The sequence below is a fragment of the Streptomyces sp. NBC_00335 genome (assembly GCF_036127095.1).
Lineage (GTDB): Bacteria > Actinomycetota > Actinomycetes > Streptomycetales > Streptomycetaceae > Streptomyces.
Window position 1 is genome coordinate 1,819,585 of sequence record NZ_CP108006.1, and the last position, 22,270, is coordinate 1,841,854.

Consider the following 22,270-nt stretch of genomic DNA (forward strand, 5'->3'; position numbering starts at 1 on the left):
GGTCCGGGCCGGGAACCTCAAATGTTGCTCTGAACGTCCCTCTTGGCGGGTTGACCCGGCTCCGTCGGGGCCATGACATCGGCACACGGACCGATGAGAGGGGGCGAGGGGACATGAAGCCCATGGCACACCTGGGGGTGGGCATCGGCTGGCGGCCGGAGATCGCGGGGGCGGTGGAAAGCCTCCCGGGCTTGGACTGGGTCGAGGTCGTGGCGGAGAACATCTGTCCCGGCCACCTGCCCGAGTCCCTGGAGCGGCTGCTCGCACGCGGGGTCCGCGTCGTGCCGCACGGGGTCTCGCTGGGCATCGGCGGCGCCGACCGGCCCGACCCGGCGAAGCTGGCCGCGCTCGGGGAGCGGGCGGTGGCGCTGGGGGCGCCGCTGGTCACCGAGCACATCGCCTTCGTACGGACCTCCTCGGTGGCGCCGGGGCCGGTGCTCGAAGCCGGGCACCTGCTGCCCGTGGCGCGGACCCGGGACGCGCTGGACGTGCTCTGCGAGAACGTACGGATCGCTCAGGACGCGCTGCCGGTGCCGCTCGCGCTGGAGAACATCGCGGCGCTGGTGTCGTGGCCCGGGGAGGAGCTCACCGAGGCGCAGTTCCTGACCGAGCTGGTGGAGCGGACCGGGGTGCGGCTGCTGATCGACGTGGCCAACCTGCACACCAACCGGGTCAACCGGGGGGAGGACCCGGTCGCCGTGCTGGACGGGATCCCGCTGGAGGCGCTGGCGTACGTGCACGTCGCCGGGGGCGTGGAGCGGGGTGGGGTGTGGCACGACACGCACGCGCATCCCGTGCCGGCCGCGGTGCTGGAGGTGTTGGCGGAGCTCCGGTCCCGCGTGGATCCGCCCGGGGTGCTGCTGGAGCGGGACGACGACTTTCCGTCTGACGCGGAGCTGGCCGGTGAGCTGGCCGCGATCCGGGGCGTGCTGGGCGGCCCTGCGGGGGCTGTCCCCTACCCGCCCTTCGACCGTTCCCCGGGCTCCGCCCGGACCCGCGCCTCAAACGCCGGCGAGGCTGAATCGGGGGCCACCCCCGTCCGCGCCTCGGACGCCGGCGGGGCTGAATCGGGGGCCACCCCCGTCCGCGCCTCGGACGCCGGCGGGGCTGAATCGGGGGCCGCCCCCGTCCGCGCCTCAAACGCTGGCGAGGCTGGATCGGGGAGCGGGCTCGACGCCGCTCGGACGCGGGTCGGGATCGGGCAGGCCGCGCTGTTGTCGGCGTTGGTGGCCGGGACTCCCGTGCCCGAGGGGTTTGACCGGCAGCGGGTGCGCGTGCAGGCGCGGGCGCTCGCGGCCAAGCGGGCCGGGGTCGTGGCGAAGCTGGCGCCCGAGCTGCCCGGGATCCTGGGCGGGGAGGACGCGTACCGGGAGGCCTTCCTCGGCTATGCCCGGCAGCGGCCCATGACGGCCGGGTACCGGCGCGACGCGCTGGACTTCGCCGAGCACCTGCTGGTCCGGGACCTGCCCGCGGACCCCGCCGCCCGGCGCCGGCTCACGCTCTGGTGGCGGGACCGGGCCGGGGCCCGGCCACCGGGCCGGGCCGTGCGCTGGGCCCGCGCCCTGGTGGGGAGGGCGGCGTGAACTTCTTCGACTTCCTCGCCGTGGCCGTCTGGATCGGCGTCATCGCCTCCAGCGTCGTGCTCGTGCGCGGCCTGCGGCAGTCGCGGCCGCCCGCCCTCGGCCCCGCCCCGCGTCTGCACGACCTGTCCGAGGCCGCCTTCATGGCCGGTGGACCGGGCGCGGTGGTGGACGCCGCGCTCGTCTCGCTGCTCTGCGACGGCCGGATGCTGGTCGGCGGGCCCGGCATCGTCCAGGTACGGCCCGGGGTGCGGGGCGGCGACCCCGCCCAGCGGGCCGTGCTCCAGGCCTGCCAGGGCGCCCCGTCCGGGTGGCTGTACCAGATCCGCTACGCCGCCATGCGGGACCCGTCCGTGCAGGAGACCGGCGACGCGCTGGCCGACCGCGGGCTGATCGCCACCCCCGGCGGCCGGCACCGCTGGCTGCGCCACGGGGTGATCCAGGCCGTGGTGTGCGGGGTGCTGCTGGTCCTCTCGCTGCCGCTGTCCTTCGTCGCCTTCGTGCTCCAGGAGGGGGCCGGGTCGGTCCGGGTGCCGTTCATCGCCGAGGTGCTGCCCGTGCTGCTGGGCGGCATCATCGCCGGCACCGTCGGCGCCTCCCGCGCCCGGCAGCGGATCACCCCGGCGGGGGCCGCGGCGCTGCGCGCCATCCGCGCCCACTACGGGGCCGACCAGAGCCCGTACGTCCAGACCTCGCTGTTCGGGCTGCGGGGGCTGCGGGATCCGTACCTGCGCGAGCAGTTGGTGCCGGCGGCCCGCGGGACCCGGCTGGCGGCGGCCCAGTCCCGCGGGCGTTCCGCAGGCTCCGACTCCTCCTGGGGCTCCGGGGCCGAGATGATCCCGGTCGTCTGGTGCGCGGGTTCCGACGGCGGCGGATCCGGCGGGTCCGGCGGGTCGGGCTGCGGCTCCTCGGGGTCGGTCTGCGGGTCCTCCGGGAGCAGCTGCGGGGGCGGCGGGTCCAGCGGTTCGAGCTGTTCCAGCAGCTCGGGCGGATCGAGTTGCTCCAGCAGCTCCAGTGGATCGAGTTGTAGCAGTTCGTCCAGTTCCAGCTGTGGCAGTAGTTCCTGACCGTCCATCACGGACCCGTCACGAGCTGCTCACACCTCGGCAGAGCCCTGTACCGGCCGGTTCCACATCTTGTAGAACTCGGACATGTTCTGGGTCCTGTTCCTCCTCCTTGCCTGGGCAGGGCTGCTGATCGCGTGCACCCGCCTGCTGAAGGCCGCCGCCGAACTGGCGGAGCCCCCGCCGGGCAGTGCCGTGCGCCACGACCACCACTCCGACGAGCTGAACCTGTACGAGGCCGCCTACCTGGCCGGTGGCCCGGAGCGGGTGGCCGAGCTGACGCTGCTGTCGATGCAACGCCAGCGGCGGCTGCTGCTCGCGCACACCGGCTGGGCGACGGTGGTCGACCCGGTGGGCCGCGATCCGCACGAGTGCTCGGTGCTCGGCGCGTTCGGGCCCGACGGGCAGGAACCGGTGACCTCCGTACGGGCCTTCGCGGCGCGGGATCCGGCCGTACGAGCCCTCGCGGACCGGCTCTCCGAAGCCGGGCTCGCGCTGCGCGACGGGGCCCAGCAGGAGGTACAGGCAGGGATCCGGGCGGTCCGGCAGGCCACCTTGCTGGTCCTCGGCATGCTGGTGGCCGCCCTGTGCGTACCCGAACCGGGGACCACGACCACGATGATCCTGTGCTGGTTCGCGCTGCCGCTGATCCTCGCCCTGGGCTGCCTGGCCATAGCCCGCGTCGAGGGGCACGCGCAGTCCGGATGGGCCTCCCCGGCCGGCCGGCGGCTCCTCGTGGAGCTGGGCCGGGAGCGCGGTGTGCGGGGCTCGCTCACCGCGGTGGCGCTGCGGGGGCCGCGCGCGGTCCCCGATCCCGAGCTGCGGGCGGCGCTGACGTACGGCAAGCGGGGGCGGATCCCGCGGCAACGGGGGCATTGAGCGCGACACCGGCCGCCGGTCCTGTACAGGGGGCCGCCCGCCGGATCTCATCGGAAGGTCCGTTGAGATGAGAGGCCCGCCATGCGCATGCCCCGGGTGCCCGCCACGGTCGCGCTGGCCGCCCTGGCGCTGGCCGCTTCCTTGCCGATGACCTCCGGCGCCGAGGCCGCCGCCGGGACCGCTCCCCCGGGCCCTGTGCGGGTGGCCGCGGGCCCGGCCTCTTCGGGCCCCTCGCCTGCGGGCCCCTTGCCCCCGGGCCCCGCCGCCACCGCCCGGTTGGCCGCGGAGGCCGCCGGGGCCGACCTCGTGGCCCGGCGGGCCGCTGCCGTCGCCGCGCTCGCGGGGCTCCCGGGCCCGGCCGGGGTGTCGCCGCCGGAACGTCAGCACGCCCGCGACGGGCTGGAGTTCGGGCCGTGCCCCGTCTCCGAGGGACTCGGGCCCGACGTGCGGTGCGGCACGCTCCGCGTCCCGGTCGACTACGCCCGGCCCTTCGGGGCGCAGACCGCGATCCTCGTCAGCCGGGTCGCCGCGACCGGCGCGGGCGGGGCCCGGCGGCAGGGTGCGCTCGTGTACAACCCCGGCGGGCCGGGCGGCAACGGGCTGTTCTTCCCGCTCGTCGCCGGCCTGCCCGAGTGGCGCCGCGTCGGGGCCGCCTACGACCTCGTCGGCTACGCCCCGCGCGGGGTGGGCCGCTCGGGGCGCCCGCTGTCCTGCCAGGACCCCGAGCGGTACGACCGGGCCCCGGCGGAGGCGGCCGGCGCGCGGCCGGACGCCGCCGCGAAGGAGACCCGGATCGCCGCCGCGCGGGCCTACGCCCGCGGCTGCGGTGAGCGGGCCGGGGCGGCCCTGGGCTCGTACACGACCCTGAACAACGTCCGCGACCTGCACGTGCTGCGTGCCGCGCTCGGCGAGGGCCGGCTGACCTTCATGGGGGCCTCGTACGGCACGTACCTCGGTGCGGTCTACGCCACCCTCTACCCCGGCCACGTCCGCCGGATGGTCTTCGACTCGGCGGTCGACCCCGACCCGGACAAGGTCTGGTACCGCAACAACCTCGCCCAGGCCCCCGGCTTCGAGCGGCGCTGGGCCGACTTCCGCGCCTGGGCGGCCCGCCACCACGCCGTGTACGGGCTCGGCTCCACCGCCGAGGCGGTGCAGGCGAGTTACGACCGGGTGCGGGCGGCGGTGGCCCGCGAGCCGGCGGGCGGGGTGGTCGGCACCGGACAGCTGCACTCCGCGTACTTGCGGGCCGCGTACTACGACGAGGTCTGGCCGGGCCGTGCGGCGGCCCTTGCGGCGTTCCTGCGCGGCGACCCGCGCCCGCTCCTCTCGCTCGCCGCCCCGGACCCGTCCGCGGCCGTCGAGGGCGAGAACGCGACGGCCGTCTACACGGCGACCCTGTGCAACGACGCCCCGTGGCCCGCCGACTGGGAGAGCTGGGACCGCGACAACACCGAACTGGCCCGCACGGCCCCCTTCGAGACCTGGGCCAACGCCTTCCTGAACCTGCCCTGCGCCTTCTGGCCGGTGCGCGAACGGCAGCGCCCGGTGGACGTCGGGCCGCGGCCGGGCGCCCCGCTACCCGGGATGCTGATCGTTGCGGCCGAGCGCGACGGTGCCACCCCGTACGGGGGCGCCCTGGAGCTCCAGCGGCGGCTCGGGCCGCGGGCCGGGCTGGTGACGGAGACGGGGGCCGGCACCCACGGGGTGGTCGGCGGACGCAATGACTGCGTGGACGCCCACGTGGAGCGGTACTTGCTGACGGGTGACACGGCAGGGTCACGTGTCACATGTGCGCCGCATCCGGAGCCCGCACCGGTGTCGCTGGACGACCGGGCAGCGACCGCCCAGGGGCACCCCAGGGCACTGCTGCCGCCAGTCGTCTGAACTTCCGGGCGGGATCTCCGGCTGCGTCGATTCGGGGGCAGGGCCTCCCGATCCCCGGAGGACGCCGGTCAGCGGTCCTCCGGTCCTTCCCCCCAGGGGAGGTCTCTAGGCGAGTCCGGCCACCAGATCGGCGACGGACTTGCGGCGCCCGGTGTAGAAGGGCACCTCTTCGCGGACGTGCATGCGGGCCTCGGAGGCGCGCAGGTGACGCATGAGGTCGACGATGCGGTACAGCTCGTCGGCCTCGAAGGCCAGCAGCCACTCGTAGTCGCCGAGCGAGAAGGAGGCGACGGTGTTGGCGCGCACGTCGGGGTAGCCGCGGGCCATCATGCCGTGGTCCTTGAGCATGCGGCGGCGGTCCTCGTCGGGCAGCAGGTACCAGTCGTAGCTGCGCACGAAGGGGTAGACGCTGACGTAGTCGCGCGGCGTCTCGTCGGCCAGGAAGGCCGGGATGTGGGACTTGTTGAACTCGGCCGGGCGGTGCAGGGCCATGTTCGACCAGACCGGCTCCAGCGCGCGGCCCAGCTTGGTGCGGCGGAACAGGTTGTAGGCGGTCTGCAGCTCGTCGGAGGTCTCCGCGTGCCACCAGATCATGATGTCCGCGTCGGCGCGCAGGCCGGAGACGTCATAGGTGCCGCGGACGGTGATGTCCTTGGCGGCCAGCTGGTCGAACAGCTCCTGGACCTCGTCGGCGAAGCCGGCGCGGTTCTCGGGGAGCACGTCCTTCAGCTTGAAGACGGACCACAGGGTGTAGCGGATGACCTCGTTGAGGTCCTTCGCCTTCTTCCCCGCGTTGGGAATCTTCTCTGGTGCAGTCATGTGTCTATTGTCCCGTGTGCTGATCAGTGGTCGGTGCCAGGGGTACCCCAGCGGCGCCCAACGTGGCGATCACCACGTCGGCGGCCTTGCCCGCGCTCGCGATGCAGGCCGGGATGCCGACCCCGTCGTACAGCGCTCCGCACACCGCGAGGCCCGGCAGGGCCGCGACGGCGGTACGGATCCGGGCCACCTTGCCGAGGTGGCCGACGGGGTACTGGGGCAGGCCGCCGTCCCAGCGGGTGACGGTGGTGGCCACCGGGCGGACGGTGGGCGCGAGGCCCACGGCCTGACCGAGGTCGGCGAGGGAGACCTCGACCAGTTCCTCGTCGGAGCGCTTCAGGTCGCCCTCGTCGCCGTGGCGGCCGACGGAGGTGCGCAGCAGGAAGAGGTCGGGATCGGTCCCGGCCCAGGCCCACTTGTTGCTGGAGAAGGTCGAGGCCTTGATCGTCCGGCCGTCGACGGGCGGTACGAGGAATCCGCTCGCGCCGCCGTCGGCGATCCCGGCCGGCAGGTCGGAGCGGCGCAGGGCCATCGTGACCAGGGCCATGGAGGCGTACTCGACCCCGCGCAGCTCGGTGGCGGCGGTGGGCGCGATCCGGTCGAGCAGCCGGGCGGCGGGCCCGGCCTGGACGGCCACGACCACCCCGTCGGCCTCGATGACCTCGGCGCCGCCCGGGGCGTCGGCGACCACCCGCCAGCCGGTGGCGGTACGGGTCAGCTCGCGCGCGGGGGTGTCGAGGAGGATGCGGGCTCCGGCCGCCCGGCAGGCCTCGGCGACGGCGAGCGGGAGCCTGCCGATGCCGCCGTCGATGCCGGAGAAGACGGGTCCGGTCTGCCCCGCGCGGGCCGCCCGGGCCTGCAGTTCCCGTACACCCTCGCCGAGGGAGGCGTGGCTGCGGGCGACGTCGAAGAGCTGGGGGACGGCGGCCCGCATCGAGATGCGGTAGGCGTTGCCGGCGTAGACCCCGCCGAGGAGGGGTTCCACGAGCCGGTCGACGACCTCGTGGCCCAGCCGGGCGGCGACGTACTCGCCGAGCGCCACGTCCTCGCCGATCTCCTGCGGTTCCAGGGCGTCTTCGGCTCCGGCGCGGGCCAGGCCCTCGGCGGACAGCACCCCGGAGGCGGCGAGCGGGCCCAGGTCGCCTGGTACGCCCATGACGTGACCGCCCGGCAGGGGGCGCAGCACGCCGCGGGTCCAGAGGCGGGCGGTGGCGGTGGCGGGTGGCTGCAGGGCATCGCCGAGGCCCACGGCGCGGGCCAGTTCGAGTGCTTCGGGGCGGCGGGCGAGTACGGATTCGGCGCCGAGGTCCACGCGCAGGCCCGCCAGTTCGCCCGAGCGCAGCTTGCCGCCGAGGCGCGGGCCGGCTTCCAGGAGGGTGACGCGAAGGCCCTCGGCGAGCAGCCGGTGGGCCGCCGCGAGGCCCGCGATCCCGCCGCCGATGACGACGACGTGCCCGGCGGGGGCCGGCCGGTCCGTACGCGTGTCCGCTTCGTGCATGGACACATCGTCTCAGACCGCTCATGGGGCGATCGCCGAGGCCTGACCGTGACCGCTTCGGGATCACCTCGGGACCGTACGTACGAAACCCGGGACGAGGCCCCGTACGTCAGAACGTCGAGGCACGGACGGACCCGCATCCAGCGATTCCGACGATGACCAGGGGGACCCAACGATGCACACCCAGCACAGACGTTACGGGCGGTACGGACGGCGTTCGGCGACGGCTCTGGCGGCGCTCTCCCTGACCGGGGCGCTCGTCCTCACGGGCTGCGGCGCCGACGGCACCGCCTCGGACAAGGCGGCGGTCGCGGCGGATTCGAAGGGGCAGGAGGCCGCCGGGCAGGGTGGGGCGGCCGCTCCTGCCCCGGCGGCATCGGGCGCACCGGCTCCGGCCGCCGACAAGAACCAGCCGCAGGCTCCCGCCGCCCGCACGCAGATCATCCGGACGGCGACGCTGGGCGTGGAGACGGCGGACGTCCAGAAGGCGACGGCGGGCGCCCGGACGGCGGCGGAGAACGCGGGCGGGTACGTGGGCAACGAGACCACCGCCCGCGAACCCGGCGGGTCGATGACCTCGACGGTGACCCTGCGGGTGCCGGGCGAGCGCTTCGACGCGGTCCTGGCCGCGATGGAGGGCAGCGGAAAGCTGCTCGCCCGCAAGGTCGAGGCGCAGGACGTGACGCAGAAGGTCGCGGACGTCGACAGCCGGGTCAAGTCCCAGCAGGCGAGCGTGGTGCGGGTGCGCGAGATGATGGAGAAGGCCTCGGGGCTGACCGAGGTGGTCACGCTGGAGTCCGAACTCAGCAAGCGCCAGGCCGATCTGGAGTCGCTGCTCGCCCAGCAGACGGCGCTGAAGGACCAGACCTCGCTCGGCACGATCACGCTGACGTTCTCGGAGCCGGGGAAGCAGCCCGTCAAGGAGAAGGAGAAGCCGGATCCGGGCTTCTCCGACGCTCTGGCCGGCGGCTGGAAGGTCTTCGCCGCCGCGGTCCTGTACCTGCTGATGGCGCTCGCCGCGGCCTCGCCGTTCCTGCTCAGCGGCGCGTTCCTGCTGCTCGCGTTCCGGCAGTACCGCAAGTGGCGGCCGGCGCAGGAGAAGCCCGGCGCCGCGCGGCGCCTTCCCGCGCAGAGCGGGCCGAAGTGGCCGGGACACACGGCCGCCACTCCGGCGGAGCCCGCGCGCCCGGACGCGACGCCGCCGCAGGTCCAGGACTGATCACCCGTGCGCCCGTAGCGTGGGGCCCGCAGGCAACAGGCGGCGGGGAAGGACGGTACGGGCACATGGGGAACGGCACGGAACGGCTGGTGGTGGTCGGCGGTGACGCGGCGGGGATGTCCGCCGCGTCACAGGCCCGGCGGCTCAAGGGCCCGGCGGAGCTGGAGATCACCGCCTTCGAGCGCGGGCACTTCACCTCGTACTCCGCGTGCGGGATCCCGTACTGGATCGGCGGCCTGGTCGAAGGCCGGGACGAGCTGATCGCCCGGACGCCCGAGGAGCACCGCGCGCGGGACATCGACCTGCGGACGCGGACGGAGGTCGTGGAGCTGGACCTCGCGGGAGCGCGGGTGCGCGCCCGGGATCTGGAATCGGGTGCCGAGTACTGGACGGGGTACGACAAGCTCGTCCTCGCCACCGGCGCCCGCCCGGTCCGCCCCCGGCTGCCCGGCATCGGCGCGCACGGGGTGCACGGGGTGCAGACGCTGGACGACGGGCAGCGGCTGATGGCGGATCTGGAACGGACGGCGGGCCGCCGGGCGGTGGTCGTGGGCGCCGGCTACATCGGCGTGGAGATGGCGGAGGCGCTGCTCGGGCGGGGCTTCGAGGTCACCGTGCTGCACCGGGGCGAGCAGCCGATGTCCACGCTGGACCCGGACATGGGCGGGCTGGTGCACAGCGCGATGAACGCCATGGGCATCCGTACGGTCGCCCGCGCCGAGGTGACGGAGATCCTCACCGACGAGGAGGGCCGGGCCCGCGCGGTGGCCACGTCGGCCGGGGAGGAGTACCCGGCGGACGTGGTCGTCATGGGCATCGGCGTCGAGCCGCGCACGGCCCTGGCCCGCGCGGCGGGCCTGCCGCTGGGCGAGTCGGGCGGTCTGCTGACCGACCTCTCGATGCGGGTCCGCGGCCACGAGAACATCTGGTCGGGCGGTGACTGCGTGGAGGTCCTGGACCTGGTGGCGGGCCGCATGCGGCACATCCCGCTGGGCACGCACGCGAACAAGCACGGCCAGGTCATCGGCTCGGGCGTGGGCGGCGGCTACGCGACCTTCCCGGGCGTGGTCGGCACGGCCGTGAGCAAGGTCTGCGACCTGGAGATCGCCCGTACGGGCCTGCGCGAGCGGGACGCCCTGTCCGTCGGCCTCCGCTTCGTCACGGCGACGATCAGCTCGACGAACACGGCGGGCTACTACCCGGAGGCGGCGGAGATGACGGTGAAGATGCTGGCGGAACGCCGCACGGGCCGCCTCCTGGGCTGCCAGATCGTCGGCGGCGCGGGCTCCGCGAAGCGGGTGGACATCGCCGCGGTGGCCCTGACGGCCGGTATGACGGTGGACCAGATCGTCTCCCTGGACCTGGGCTACGCCCCGCCCTTCTCCCCGGTCTGGGACCCGGTGCTGGTCGCCGCCCGCAAGGCGGTGTCCGCGGTGCGGGCGGCGGGGGTCTAGTCGGTCCGGTCCTCGGCGGCGGCCGCGCCCGCGGCGGCGAGTTCGGAGCGGATCAGCTCCAGCAGGCGGCCCGTCCAGTTCCGGCCGCCGCGGGGGCCCTCGTCGCGCCAGAAGGGGGCGTCGGAGAAGCCGGTGTAGCGGATCGATCCCTCCCCCGTGGCGACCAGCAGTTCCGCGAGCCGCGGGTGCTGCCCGAACTTGGCCCGCAGCAGCGCCGCCATGACGGCGACCCTCCGGGCGGCCCAGTCCGTGCGCCCGGCGGCCGCTCCGCCCAGTTCCCGCGCCTCGCGGGCGTTCGCCGCGGCGCGGATCCGGTCGTGGTCGGCCCGGTCGGCGGCGAAGAGGGCCCAGTAGCCGTGCACCACGGTGGGGTAGGTCTCCCCTTCGTACGTGAAGGGGGCGTCGTAGTCGTTGCGCAGCGCGAAGGCTCCGAGCTCGGCCGGCCACCCCCGGGGGTACACGGTCTCGTGGAGGACGACCGGGGGCTGCGGGTCACCGACCGGCGCGTCCGCGTGACGGACAGCCTGCTCCCGCTCGGCGCGCTCGTCCCCGTCGGCGAAGTAGTCCAGGGCGTCCCGGTGCATCTCCGGCGTGGCCGCCGGACCGTCCCCGTCCACGGGCTCGCCGAGATCGGTCACCAGGATCCGCAGCGGCCGGTCCTGCCGGTCCATGTCGCCCAGGACGTAGACCCGCAGGTGGGCCGGGACGGCCAGGTACGCGTCGCGGAGCAGGGACCGGTTGGCCTCCGTGGTGTCCCGCTGGTAGCCGCTGATGGCCTCGTGGAGCAGGTCCACGGTGGTGGGCCGGCCCGCCAGCCGGGAGATCTCGTCGGCCACTTCCCCGAGGAAGCTCTCGTCGGTCAGCGGCTCGGGGTAACGGGCGAGCCACTTCGAAGGCGGCGGGGTCCACTCCCGGCCGTCCGGCCGGGAAAGTGCCAGCTTCCCCGATGCCAGCAGTCCCGCGAGCCCGGCGAGGTCGGTCGCCTCGTAGCCCCCGCGGCTGATCCTGCCGTCCGCGTAGACGAACAGGTCCTCGGGGTAGTAGTCGTCCTGCCAGTCGTGCTTGCGCCACACGAGGCGCCAGGCCCCGTCGATGGTTTCTCCGTCGGATATGCGAAACGTCGGCCCGTGCCATGTCATGCACGGCACGGTACCGACGTCGGTCAGGCTCGGGCCTAGACGGCCGTCTGGGTGTGGACGTAGTCCACCAGGCGGGTCAGGGCGTCCGGGTTCGTCGTCGGGAGGACGCCGTGGCCCAGGTTGAAGATGTGGCCCTCCAGGTCCGCCGCGGCGTCCAGCACCTCGCGGGTCTTGGTCTCCACCGCCTCGGTGGTGGAGAAGAGGACCGCCGGGTCCAGGTTGCCCTGGAGCGCCTTGCCGGGGCCGACCCGCTTGACGGCCTCGTTCAGGGAGACCCGGTAGTCGACGCCCATGACGTCCGCGCCGGCCTCGCCCATGAGGCCGAGCAGCTCGCCCGTGCCCACGCCGAAGTGGATGCGCGGGACCCCGTACGAGGCGACGGACTCCAGGACCTTCGCGGAGGCGGGCATCACCGAGCGGCGGTAGTCCGCCGGGGCGAGCGCGCCGACCCAGGAGTCGAAGAGCTGGATCGCGGAGGCGCCGGCCTCGATCTGGACCTTCAGGAAGGCGGAGGTGATCTCGGCGAGGCGGTCCAGCAGGTCGGCCCACAGCTCCGGGTCCCCGTACATGAGGGCCTTGGTGTGCTCGTGGTTCTTGGAGGGGCCGCCCTCGACCAGGTAGCTCGCGAGGGTGAAAGGCGCGCCCGCGAAACCGATCAACGGCGTGGAGCCCAGTTCACTCGTGAGCATGCCGATCGCCTCGGTGACGTACGAGACGTCCTCCGGGGTGAGGTCGCGCAGCTGTGCGAGGTCCTCGCGGCGGCGGATCGGCTGGGCCACGACCGGGCCGACGCCCGGCTTGATGTCCAGGTCGATGCCGATGGCCTTCAGCGGGACCACGATGTCGGAGAAGAAGATGGCCGCGTCCACGTTGTGGCGCCGGACCGGCTGCAGGGTGATCTCGGTGACCAGGTCGGGCCGCATGCAGGATTCCAGCATCTGCGTGCCCTCGCGCACCTTGCGGTACTCGGGGAGCGAGCGCCCCGCCTGCCGCATGAACCACACGGGGGTGTGCGGCACCGGCTCGCGCCGGCACGCCTTCAGGAAGGCGGAATCGTACGTCTGGCTCGGCGTGCCCGTGGGGCGGGTGTTGGCGCTCACGACTCAAATCTTCGCACGTATGAAGAAGTGCCCGGCCCGGCGCGGGTGTGGCTGCGCCGTACGGGCGCTCGTTCCGCCTAGTCTTCCCCGCATGGCTGCGGCTCAGGGACGATTTTCAGATGGCGCTGACGGTACGGACAGCGCGAAAGACAGCTCCGTCCCACTCCCGTTCCGGCGGGCGGTCGACGGCTTGAAGAAGGCGAGGCTGCGGCAGGGGATCGAGATCGATCCCACCAAACCGCCACAGAGGCTGGCACCCCACGCGTACGCGCTGGAAGCGGCGGTCGTGGACGGTGACGAGGACCTGGCAGACGGCCGGCTCATCCTCTTGCACGACCCGGCCGGGCACGACGCCTGGCAGGGCACCTTCCGGCTGGTGACGCTCGTACGGGCGGAACTGGAGCCGGAGATGGCCGTGGACCCGCTCCTCCCCGAGGTGTGCTGGTCCTGGCTGACGGGGGCGCTGGACGCGCGCGGGCTGACGTACGGGGAGGCGAGCGGGACCGTGACCATGGCCGCCTCGCACTACTTCGGCGGGCTCGGAGAGCGGCGGCCGGCGACGCAGATCGAGATCAGGGCCTCGTGGACGCCGCGCGAGGGGGTGGGCGGGGTGCCGGACACCGCCGCACATTTGTCGGCCTGGTGCGAACTGCTGTGTCAGATCGCGGGGCTGCCGCCGGTCGGACCGACCGAGACGGTGACCGGCGTGGTCTCACTGCCCCAGCGGCGCGGCCCCCATCACCCTCAGGGGTAATTCCGCGAGGCAGGGGGCGGCGCCGACCCGTGTCGCCCCGCACCCACCCGCACCGACCTGCACCGATCCGTGTCGACCCGCGCCCCGGCCGCGGGGCCGGATGTCGTTAGAGGGCGCCCGTTGCGGGCTTCTGATCACCCTATGATCGATCGTGCGTCCGAATTGCCCGAATTGTTACTCACCAAATCGTGATCATTCCCTAAAGCCGGGCGGGTGACGTGCCGAAGGAGTCATAGACCATCCGCACGGTTCGCACCGGCTTCCTTCCCCGAGCCGGCCGTCCCGCCACTCCCCCCCCCAGGAGGCCTAGGTGTCCGTTCTTCTCGAGCAGCCCGCAAGCCTGGTCGCCTACCGCCCGAACAAGCCGACGGCCATGGTCGTCGTGGCCGACCCGCGCGTACGCTCCACCGTGACCCGCCATTTGTGGGCCCTCGGAGTACGCGACGTGATCGAGGCTTCGTCCATCGCGGAGGCCCGTCCACGCATCGGCAGCCCGCGCGACATCTGCGTGGCCGACGTGCACCTGCCCGACGGTTCCGGTCTCACCCTGCTCTCCGAGACCCGCGCCGCCGGTTGGCCGAACGGCCTGGCCCTGTCCGCCGCCGACGACATCGGCGCCGTGCGCAACGCCCTCGCGGGCGGAGTGAAGGGCTACGTCGTCACCGGCACCCGGACCAACATCGGGCTCCCGTCCCGGCCCGGCGCCGCCCCCATCGGCGCCGCCGCGGCCCGTATGCACCGCCGCCCCCCGGGTGCCCCGAGCCACCCGGGCGGCTACCGAGAGCTCTCCGGCCGCGAGGTCGAGGTCCTGCGCCTCGTCGCGGAGGGCCAGTCCAACAAGGCCATCGGCGTTTCGATGGGCCTGTCCGCCCTGACCGTCAAGTCCCACCTCGCACGGATCGCCCGCAAGCTGGGCACCGGCGACCGGGCCGGGATGGTCGCCGTCGCCCTGCGGACCGGGATCATCCACTGACCCGGCCGATATCCCCCGAAGTCCCCCGGGAGAACTCCCGGAGAACCTGGGGAAACGTCCGTACTCCCCCCTCGCGCCCGTCGCCGGAACGTTCCGGCGACGGGCGCGGCGCATCCACGGATACCCTTGACCGGTGACCGACGCCCAAGAAACCGCAGCAGGCCTGCGCACCACCACCGGGGGCGGCCCCCCGGACGACGAGGTTTCGTCCGACGGGCTGCCGATTCCCTTGCTAGAACCCCGTGAGGGCATCCCTCCGGTGGTCGCCGACGCCGCCGCGCTCGCCGAGGTGGTCGCGGCCTTCGCCGCGGGCACCGGCCCCGTCGCCGTGGACGCCGAGCGCGCCTCCGGCTACCGCTACGGCCAGCGCGCCTACCTCGTCCAGCTGCGCCGCGAGGGTGCGGGCTCCGCGCTCATCGACCCGGTGGGCTGCCCCGACCTCTCCTCCCTCGGCGAGGCCCTGTCCGGCACCGAGTGGATCCTGCACGCCGCCACCCAGGACCTGCCGTGCCTGCGCGAAATAGGCATGGCACCCACCTCCCTCTTCGACACCGAGCTGGCCGGCCGCCTCGCCGGCTTCCCGCGGGTCGGACTCGGCGCGATGGTCGAGGGGGTCCTCGGCTACGTGCTGGAGAAGGGCCACTCCGCCGTCGACTGGTCGACCCGCCCGCTCCCCGAGCCGTGGCTGCGCTACGCCGCGCTCGACGTGGAGCTGCTCGTGGACCTGAGGGACGCGCTGGAGAAGGAGCTGGACCGGCAGGGCAAGCTGGAATGGGCCCACCAGGAGTTCGACGCCATCTGCGCCGCCCCGCCCGCGCCGCCGCGCAAGGACCCGTGGCGCCGCACCTCCGGCATGCACAAGGTGCGCCGGCGCCGGCAGATGGCCGTCGTCCGGGAGCTGTGGGAGTCCCGGGACCGCATCGCGCAGCGACGTGACGTGTCACCGGGCAAGGTGCTGGGTGACGCCGCGATCGTCGAGGCCGCGCTCGCGCTGCCGCTGAACGTGCAGGCCCTCTCCGCCCTGCCCGGCTACGGCCAGCGCATGGGCCGGCGCCAGCTGGACCAGTGGATGGCCGCCGTGGACCGGGCGAAGGCCCTGCCCGAGGCCGAGCTGCCGCAGCCGGGGGCGACCCCGGCGGGTCCGCCGCCGCCGCGTTCCTGGGCGGACAAGGACCCGGCGGCCGCGGCGCGGCTGGCCGCGGCCCGGACGGCCGTGTCGGCGCTGGCGGAGGGGCTGAACCTGCCGCAGGAGAACCTGATCACCCCCGACACGGTCCGCCGGCTGTGCTGGGAGCCGCCCGAGCGCCTGGAGGCGGACGCGGTGGCCGAGGCCCTGGCCGGCTACGGCGCCCGCCCGTGGCAGATCGAACAGGTGACGGCGGCGCTGACGACCGCACTGGCGACGACGCCGCCGCCCGAGCCGGAGCCGGAGCCGGCCGACTGAGGCGTCGCGCCGTGGCCCGAGTCGGCCGCCCGTGATCGCGTGCAAGAGCCCCCCGTCCTGTGGACGGGGGGCTCTTGTGCGTCCAGGTCCCTTCGGAGAGTCCGGTCCGCACATCTTTTGAACACGCTCAAAGTCTTGTAGTTTTTGAACGTGATCAAACACGGGTGGGGATACGAGGAGTGGGTGGCCGAGTTCGAGGCCGAGCGCGAGCGGCGGGCCGAGAGGGGCGATCCGGACTGGAGCCGGGTCCCGACGCTCCCCGCGGAGCTCACCGGAAGCCTGCAGCGGTTCCAGCTGGGAGAGGGCGGGGACGGCGCCGAGCTGGTCGCCAAGGCCGAGCGGGCGGGCGATCCGGTGTACGCGCGGGCCGTACGGCTCTTCGTGGCGGAGGAGCAGAACCACGCGCGGATGCTGGCCCGGCTCCTGGAGGCCGAGGGCGGGGGGACCCTGGCCGGTCACTGGAGCGATGCCGCCTTCGTCGGGCTGCGCAGGCTGCTCGGGCTGAAGGTGGAGCTGCTGGTGCTGATGGTCGCGGAGGCGGTCGCCCTGCGGTACTACGAGGCGGTGCGCGACGGAGCCGCCGACCCGCTGACCTCGGAGGTGGCGGGCCGGATCCACGCCGACGAGGTGCGCCACGTCCCCTTCCACTGCCTGCGCCTGCGCGAGGCCCTGGCGCCCCTGCCCGCCCCCGCCCGCCGGGCGGCGGCCCTGGCCTGGCGGGTCCTGCTCACCGGCGCGGCCGCCTTGGTCGCGGTGGACCACGGCCCGGCGCTGCGCACCCTGGGCGTCAGCCGCCGCGTCTTCGTGGCGGACACCGTCCGCTCCTCCTCCCCCATGGCCGCCGCCATGAGCGCGGACCGGCCCACCGCGCCGCGGCCCGGCCGGCGGGTCCTGCTCGGGTAGCGCCGGGGCCGCGATGACCGGTGCGGCGGCCCTGAGGGGCGGCCCGGCGGTCCCGAGGAGCGGGGCGGCGGAGTGTGACCTTCGCCGCTCCTCCCGTGGGGGCTGTGCATGCCGGTTACCGGCAAGTAGCATGGAGAGGTGAGCGGGCGCTCAGTAATGGGCACGCCCCCGCGCAGCAGTGCACACCCGCACCTGGAGGAGAGCCAACGTGCCTCGTACCGTCAGGGACGTCGTCTTCGTCGACGGCGTCCGCACCCCGTTCGGCAAGGCGGGCCCGAAGGGCATCTACAACGAGACCCGCGCCGACGATCTCGTCGTCAAGGCGATCCGGGAGCTGCTGCGCCGCAACCCGGACCTGGACCCCGCGAAGATCGACGAGGTCGCCATCGCCGCGACCACGCAGATCGGCGACCAGGGCCTGACGCTGGGCCGTACGGCCGGCATTCTCGCGGGCCTCCCGCAGTCCGTCCCGGGCTACTCGATCGACCGCATGTGCGCCGGCGCGCTCACCGCCGTGACCGCCGTCGCGGGCGGCGTGGCCTTCGGTGCGTACGACGTCGCCCTCGCCGGCGGTGTCGAGCACATGGGCCGCCACCCCATGGGCGAGGGCGTGGACCCGAACCCGCGCTTCGTATCCGAGAAGCTGGTCGACGAGTCCGCCCTGTTCATGGGCATGACCGCCGAGAACCTGCACGACCGGTACCCGACGATCACCAAGCTCCGCGCCGACGAGTACGCCGTGCGCTCGCAGGAGAAGGCCGCCAAGGCGTACGCCGACGGCAAGATCCAGCAGGACCTGGTGCCGATCTCGGTGCGCAACAACAACGAGGCGGCCGGTGAGACGGGCTGGGGCCTGGTCACCGCCGACGAGCCGATGCGTCCGGGGACCACCCTGGAGAACCTGGCGGGCCTCAAGACCCCGTTCCGGGTCCACGGCAACGTCACCGCGGGCAACGCCGCCGGTCTCAACGACGGTGCCACGGCCGCGATCATCGCGTCCGAGGACTTCGCCCGCGAGAACAACCTCCCGGTCAAGATGCGCCTGGTCTCGTACTCCTTCGCGGGTGTCGAGCCGGAGGTCATGGGCTACGGCCCGATCCCGGCCACCGAGAAGGCGCTGGCCCAGGCCGGTCTGACGATCGACGACATCGGCCTCTTCGAGGTCAACGAGGCCTTCGCGGTCCAGGTCCTCGCGTTCCTGGAGCACTACGGCATCGCCGACGACGACGCCCGCGTCAACCAGTACGGCGGCGCCATCGCCTTCGGTCACCCGCTCGCCTCCTCGGGCGTGCGCCTGATGACCCAGCTGGCCCGCCAGTTCGAGGAGCAGCCGGAGGTCCGCTACGGCCTGACCACCATGTGCGTCGGCTTCGGCATGGGCGCCACGGTCGTCTGGGAGAACCCGAACTTCACCGCCGAGGGAGACAGCAAGTGAGCACCACCACCACTGAGCTCCTGAAGGGCGCGGCCGAGCTGTTCCCGGACGAGGTCGTCACGCGCGCGCTCGTACGCCACCTGGACCTGCCCTTCGGCGCCGGGCGCTTCGCGCTCGTCACGCTGGACAACGGCCTGGACCACACCAAGCCGACCACCTTCGGCCCGCAGTCCCTCGCCAACCTGAACGCGGCGATCGACCAGGTCGAGCAGGAGGCCCTCGCGGGCTCCATCGTCGGTGCGGGCCTGACCGGCAAGCCGTTCATCTTCGCGGTCGGCGCCGACCTCAAGGGCGTCGAGCTGCTGAAGAAGCACGACGAGGCGCTCGCCATCGGCAAGGGCGGCCACGACGTCTTCAAGCGCCTCGCGGCGCTGGCCGTCCCCACCTTCGCGTACTACAACGGCGCGGCGATGGGCGGCGGTGTCGAGGTCGGTCTGCACTGCACCTACCGCACCGTCTCCAAGGCCATCCCGGCCTTCTCCCTGCCCGAGGTCTTCCTCGGCCTGGTTCCCGGCTGGGGCGGCTGCGCCCTGCTGCCGAACCTGATCGGCGCGGACCGCGCGGTCTCGGTCATCATCGAGAACTCGCTGAACCAGAACCGCCAGCTCAAGGGCAAGCAGGTCTTCGAACTCGGCATCGCGGACGCGCTGTTCGAGGGCGCGGACTTCCTGGAGCAGTCGCTCCTGTGGACCGCCCGTGTGCTGAAGGGCGAGACCGAGGTTGTCCGCGACGAGATCGACCGCGGCGAGGCCTGGGACGCGGCGGTCGCCCGCGGCCGCTTCATCGCCGACTCCAAGGTGCACGGCGCGGCCCCGGCCGCCTACCGCGCGCTGGAGATCATCGAGGCTGCCAAGGACGGCGACCTGCAGAAGGGCTTCGACGCCGAGGACACGGCCCTGGCCGACCTCATCATGGGCGGCGAACTGCGCTCCGGCATCTACGCCTTCAACCTGGTCCAGAAGCGCGCCAAGCGCCCGGCCGGCGCCCCGGACAAGAACCTGGCCCGCCAGGTCACCAAGGTCGGCGTCGTCGGCGCGGGCCTGATGGCCTCGCAGCTGGCGCTGCTGTTCCTGCGCCGCCTGGAGGTGCCGGTGGTCCTCACCGACATCGACCAGGAGCGCGTGGACAAGGGTGTGGGCTACGTCCGCGCCGAGATCCAGAAGCTGCTGGGCAAGGGCCGCATCAACCAGGACAAGGCCAACCGCCTGACCGCCCTGGTGACCGGCGTCCTGGACAAGGCCGAGGGCTTCGCGGACGCGGACTTCATCATCGAGGCCGTGTTCGAGGAGATGTCCGTCAAGCAGAAGGTGTTCGCGGAGGTCGAGGCGGTCGCCCCGGCGCACGCGATCCTCGCCACCAACACCTCCTCGCTGTCGGTCTCGGAGATGGCCTCCAAGCTCCAGCACCCGGAGCGCGTGGTCGGCTTCCACTTCTTCAACCCGGTCGCGATCCTCCCGCTGCTGGAGATCGTCCGCGGCGAGCAGACCGACGACGCCTCGCTGGCCACGGCCTTCGGTGTCGCGCGCAAGCTGAAGAAGACCGCGGTCCTCACCAAGGACGCCCCGGCGTTCGTCGTGAACCGCATCCTGACCCGCTTCATGGGCGAGATCCAGAACGTCATCGACGAGGGCACCCCGGTGGTCACCGCCGAGAAGGCCATCGAGCCGCTCGGCCTGCCGATGTCCCCGCTGGTGCTGCTGGAGCTCGTGGGCCCGGCGATCGGTCTGCACGTGTCCGAGACCCTGAACCGCGCCTTCCCGGAGCGCTTCACCGTCTCGCCGAACCTGGCTGCCGTCGTCAAGGCCGGCAAGCGCGGGTTCTACACGTACGACTCCGGTAGGCCGGAGCTGGACCCCGAGGTCGCCGCCCTCCTCGTACAGGGCGATGTCGTCCTGACCGAGGAGCAGGTCCGCGACCGCGTCCTGGACGCGGTGGCGCAGGAGATCGGCCTGATGCTGGAGGAGGGTGTCGTGGCCGAGGCCCAGGACATCGACCTCTGCCTCATCACGGGCGCGGGCTGGCCCTTCCACCTGGGCGGCATCACTCCGTACCTGGACCGCGAGGGCGTCTCCGAGCGGGTGAACGGCAAGAAGTTCCTGGCCCCGGGCCTGGCGAGCGTTCCCGTCTAACCCCTGCGACACCGGTTCGACTGCTCCCGTACCAGGCCCTCGGGCCGGGTGCGGGAGCAGTTTCGTCCGGGCTCCTGCCGCGGCCGCGGTGACCGTGACCGTGGCCGTGACCAAAAGCGTCTCGAACGTCACAGACGGGCCTGGAGTTCCGGGGTCGACCTCGGGATGGGCCTCTCGGTAGACTTCCGGGGCTTCCGGCAGGCGGCGACGGATATCAACAGGGGCAGGAAAGCACACTTCATGAACTCAGAACTTCCTCCGCTCGTGCCGAATGCGGCGGCCATCGACCGGCGCGCGATCGTATCGGGAACCGACACGACCGGCCTGGTGCCCGTGGAGTACAAGTTCCGCCCCGCCGAGGGCGACGCCCGCCACCTCATCGTCGTCTTCTCCGGTTTCGCCGCGCCCCAGGGCTACCATTTCGCCGGAAAGTCGCTGAACGGTCTGCGTGCGAACGTTCTGTGGATCCGTGACCACTTCGACGAGCACTACAGCTATTACATGTGCCGGAACATGTCCTTCGACATCGAGTTCTCGGTGCTCTCGCTCATCGACCGCACCCTGGCCGGCCTGAATCTGACCCGGAACGACGTCAGTCTCCTCGGAGTCTCCAAGGGCGGCAGCGCGGCGCTGTACTACGGGCTGAAGTACGGGTTCCGCAACATCGTCTCCGTGGTTCCGCAGTTCCTCATCGGCGACTACGTGCGCGACCGGGCGGACACCGGCCGGTACATGCTGGGCGCCGACATGCCCCAGATGAACGTGGACGCGCTCAACGGCGCCATTCCCGAACTGCTGAAGACCTACGGCGCCCAGGGCCACAACGTCTATCTCTTCACCTCTGAAGCGGACGAGCAGTATCCGATCGAGATCGCACCGCATCTGAACCTTTTCTGGAACTGCCAGAATTTCAATGTGGTCCGGACGAAGTCCGAGATGGTCCGCGCGCACGGCGAGGTCTCGGGATACAACATGCCGCTGGTGAGCGGCCTGCTGGCCGCCCTCACCGACGGCGCCGAACCCCGGCTGGGATTCCTGGAGAACGGCTCCGTTCCCGATCCGGCGGCGCGCCGGCACACCCTGATGCAGCGGCGTCAGTCGGACACCCTGCTGGCCGTGGTGAACAAGCAGGACATCCGCGCGAACTACCTCCAGATCAGCGGCCACGCGTTCATCCCCGGCGAATCGGCCTACGGCGAGGTCCAGACCTTCAAGCACCTGGTCGTCGAAGGCGGCGGAAAGACCTGGGAATTCCCGCTCTCCGTGACCCCCGCCAAGCACACCTACAGCCTGTACTTCGACCAGTACGCCTGTGATTACGTCAACGGCGGCTTCGAACCCGAGCACCCCAACGGCATAGCCATGACCGGCATACCCGGCGGCAGGTTCGACCTGTCGATACGGGTGACCAGCCCGTCCGAGGGCATCGACCGGCGGACCCCGCTGGTCGCCCGGCGCCCCTTCGACCTGCGCCGGCCCTTCGGCTCGATCGAGATCTGCCTGACCGGCGACGAGAAGAGCGTCAAGCTCGTACGGCGCCCGATCATCGGGCACGTATCGCAGGAGACCGCCTTCTCGCTGGAGAAGACCTGGCAGAAGGGCCGCGTCCTGCACGTCGAGGGCGTGTTCTTCATCCACGGCCTGGACGCCTCCCAGCACGGCCATGCCACCTACTACATGGTGCTGCGCAGCCCCAAGGCCACCTACTCGTTCCGCCTCGGCATCTCCGGCAAGGCCGCGGTGATCCGGCCCCACATGCGGCGCGGCGATTTCAACAGCTACGACTTCGGCTACTTCGCCACCTCGGGCTACAAGGGCATCGACCTGAAGACCGCGGCGGCCGGCGAGTACGAGGTCTTCATCTCGATGAGCCGCGGCGGGGCCATGTTCTCCGCCCCCGCGGGCACGGTCCGCCTCGACTGACCGGTCCGGTCCTCGCACGAGGCGGACGGACGCACGGCGGAAGGGGGGACGAGCGCAGGCTCGTCCCCCC

Annotated in this window: 17 protein-coding genes; 13 read left to right on the forward strand and 4 right to left on the reverse strand. The window is 72.9% G+C overall.

Annotated elements, in window-relative coordinates; all coding sequences use genetic code 11:
- Positions 1-113: 113 nt before the first annotated feature.
- The 4 genes from OHA37_RS08165 to OHA37_RS08180 all read left to right on the forward strand — a co-directional run bounded on the left by OHA37_RS08165 (position 114) and on the right by OHA37_RS08180 (position 5,410).
- Positions 114-1,583, forward strand: a complete 1,470-nt coding sequence (locus OHA37_RS08165; protein WP_266903673.1) for a DUF692 domain-containing protein — start codon at positions 114-116, stop codon at positions 1,581-1,583.
- Positions 1,580-2,647 carry a TIGR04222 domain-containing membrane protein gene (locus tag OHA37_RS08170; RefSeq protein WP_266903674.1) on the forward strand — a complete coding sequence of 356 codons (1,068 nt, stop codon included), beginning with the start codon at positions 1,580-1,582 and terminating at the stop codon, positions 2,645-2,647. Before OHA37_RS08165 ends, OHA37_RS08170 begins: the two co-directional genes overlap by 4 nt.
- Positions 2,648-2,731: 84 nt before the next feature.
- Positions 2,732-3,523, forward strand: coding sequence for a TIGR04222 domain-containing membrane protein (locus OHA37_RS08175; RefSeq protein WP_266903675.1), 792 nt, complete (start codon positions 2,732-2,734; stop codon positions 3,521-3,523).
- 81 nt (positions 3,524-3,604) lie between these two features.
- Positions 3,605-5,410, forward strand: a complete 1,806-nt coding sequence (locus tag OHA37_RS08180) for an alpha/beta hydrolase (RefSeq protein ID WP_266903676.1) — start codon at positions 3,605-3,607, stop codon at positions 5,408-5,410.
- A gap of 105 nt (positions 5,411-5,515) precedes the next feature.
- Here the strand turns inward: OHA37_RS08180 and hemQ are convergent, their stop codons facing one another.
- A complete protein-coding gene (gene hemQ / locus OHA37_RS08185) occupies positions 5,516-6,229 on the reverse strand; it encodes a hydrogen peroxide-dependent heme synthase (RefSeq protein WP_243331434.1) in 714 nt (237 codons plus the stop codon).
- A gap of 4 nt (positions 6,230-6,233) precedes the next feature.
- The gene (gene hemG / locus OHA37_RS08190) at positions 6,234-7,727 is read right to left on the reverse strand and encodes a protoporphyrinogen oxidase (protein ID WP_266903677.1); all 1,494 of its coding nucleotides are present in this window, start codon (positions 7,725-7,727) and stop codon (positions 6,234-6,236) included.
- 175 nt (positions 7,728-7,902) lie between these two features.
- On the opposite strand from hemG, the gene OHA37_RS08195 reads away from it, so the two are divergent.
- Positions 7,903-8,946, forward strand: a complete 1,044-nt coding sequence (locus OHA37_RS08195; RefSeq protein ID WP_266903678.1) for a DUF4349 domain-containing protein — start codon at positions 7,903-7,905, stop codon at positions 8,944-8,946.
- Positions 8,947-9,011: 65 nt separating this feature from the next.
- Complete coding sequence (locus tag OHA37_RS08200) at positions 9,012-10,400, forward strand: FAD-dependent oxidoreductase (protein WP_266903679.1); 1,389 nt, start codon at positions 9,012-9,014, stop codon at positions 10,398-10,400.
- Here the strand turns inward: OHA37_RS08200 and OHA37_RS08205 are convergent.
- Together OHA37_RS08205 and hemE are read right to left on the reverse strand one after the other, a co-directional pair.
- Positions 10,397-11,539 carry an NADAR family protein gene (locus tag OHA37_RS08205; RefSeq protein WP_266903680.1) on the reverse strand — a complete coding sequence of 381 codons (1,143 nt, stop codon included), beginning with the start codon at positions 11,537-11,539 and terminating at the stop codon, positions 10,397-10,399. The two genes, OHA37_RS08200 and OHA37_RS08205, sit on opposite strands and share 4 nt — an antisense overlap.
- A gap of 35 nt (positions 11,540-11,574) precedes the next feature.
- Positions 11,575-12,639, reverse strand: a complete 1,065-nt coding sequence (hemE, locus tag OHA37_RS08210; RefSeq protein WP_266903681.1) for a uroporphyrinogen decarboxylase — start codon at positions 12,637-12,639, stop codon at positions 11,575-11,577.
- A gap of 91 nt (positions 12,640-12,730) precedes the next feature.
- Between hemE and OHA37_RS08215 the strand changes: the two genes are divergently transcribed.
- From OHA37_RS08215 to OHA37_RS08245, 7 genes are all read left to right on the forward strand, one after another.
- Positions 12,731-13,393, forward strand: a complete 663-nt coding sequence (locus OHA37_RS08215) for a DUF3000 domain-containing protein (protein WP_243331447.1) — start codon at positions 12,731-12,733, stop codon at positions 13,391-13,393.
- A gap of 310 nt (positions 13,394-13,703) precedes the next feature.
- The gene (locus tag OHA37_RS08220) at positions 13,704-14,366 is read left to right on the forward strand and encodes a response regulator transcription factor (RefSeq protein ID WP_214956508.1); all 663 of its coding nucleotides are present in this window, start codon (positions 13,704-13,706) and stop codon (positions 14,364-14,366) included.
- 133 nt (positions 14,367-14,499) lie between these two features.
- Positions 14,500-15,810, forward strand: coding sequence for a ribonuclease D (locus tag OHA37_RS08225; protein WP_266903682.1), 1,311 nt, complete (start codon positions 14,500-14,502; stop codon positions 15,808-15,810).
- A gap of 144 nt (positions 15,811-15,954) precedes the next feature.
- Positions 15,955-16,713 carry a ferritin-like domain-containing protein gene (locus tag OHA37_RS08230; protein WP_266903683.1) on the forward strand — a complete coding sequence of 253 codons (759 nt, stop codon included), beginning with the start codon at positions 15,955-15,957 and terminating at the stop codon, positions 16,711-16,713.
- Positions 16,714-16,921: 208 nt separating this feature from the next.
- Entirely contained in the window at positions 16,922-18,148 is a 1,227-nt protein-coding gene (locus OHA37_RS08235; protein WP_112447308.1) for a thiolase family protein, read from the forward strand.
- Entirely contained in the window at positions 18,145-20,277 is a 2,133-nt protein-coding gene (locus OHA37_RS08240; protein WP_266903684.1) for a 3-hydroxyacyl-CoA dehydrogenase NAD-binding domain-containing protein, read from the forward strand. The genes OHA37_RS08235 and OHA37_RS08240 overlap by 4 nt, the downstream gene beginning before the upstream one ends.
- Before the next feature lie 240 nt (positions 20,278-20,517).
- Positions 20,518-22,200, forward strand: coding sequence for a hypothetical protein (locus tag OHA37_RS08245; RefSeq protein ID WP_266903685.1), 1,683 nt, complete (start codon positions 20,518-20,520; stop codon positions 22,198-22,200).
- The last annotated feature ends 70 nt before the right edge of the window (positions 22,201-22,270 follow it).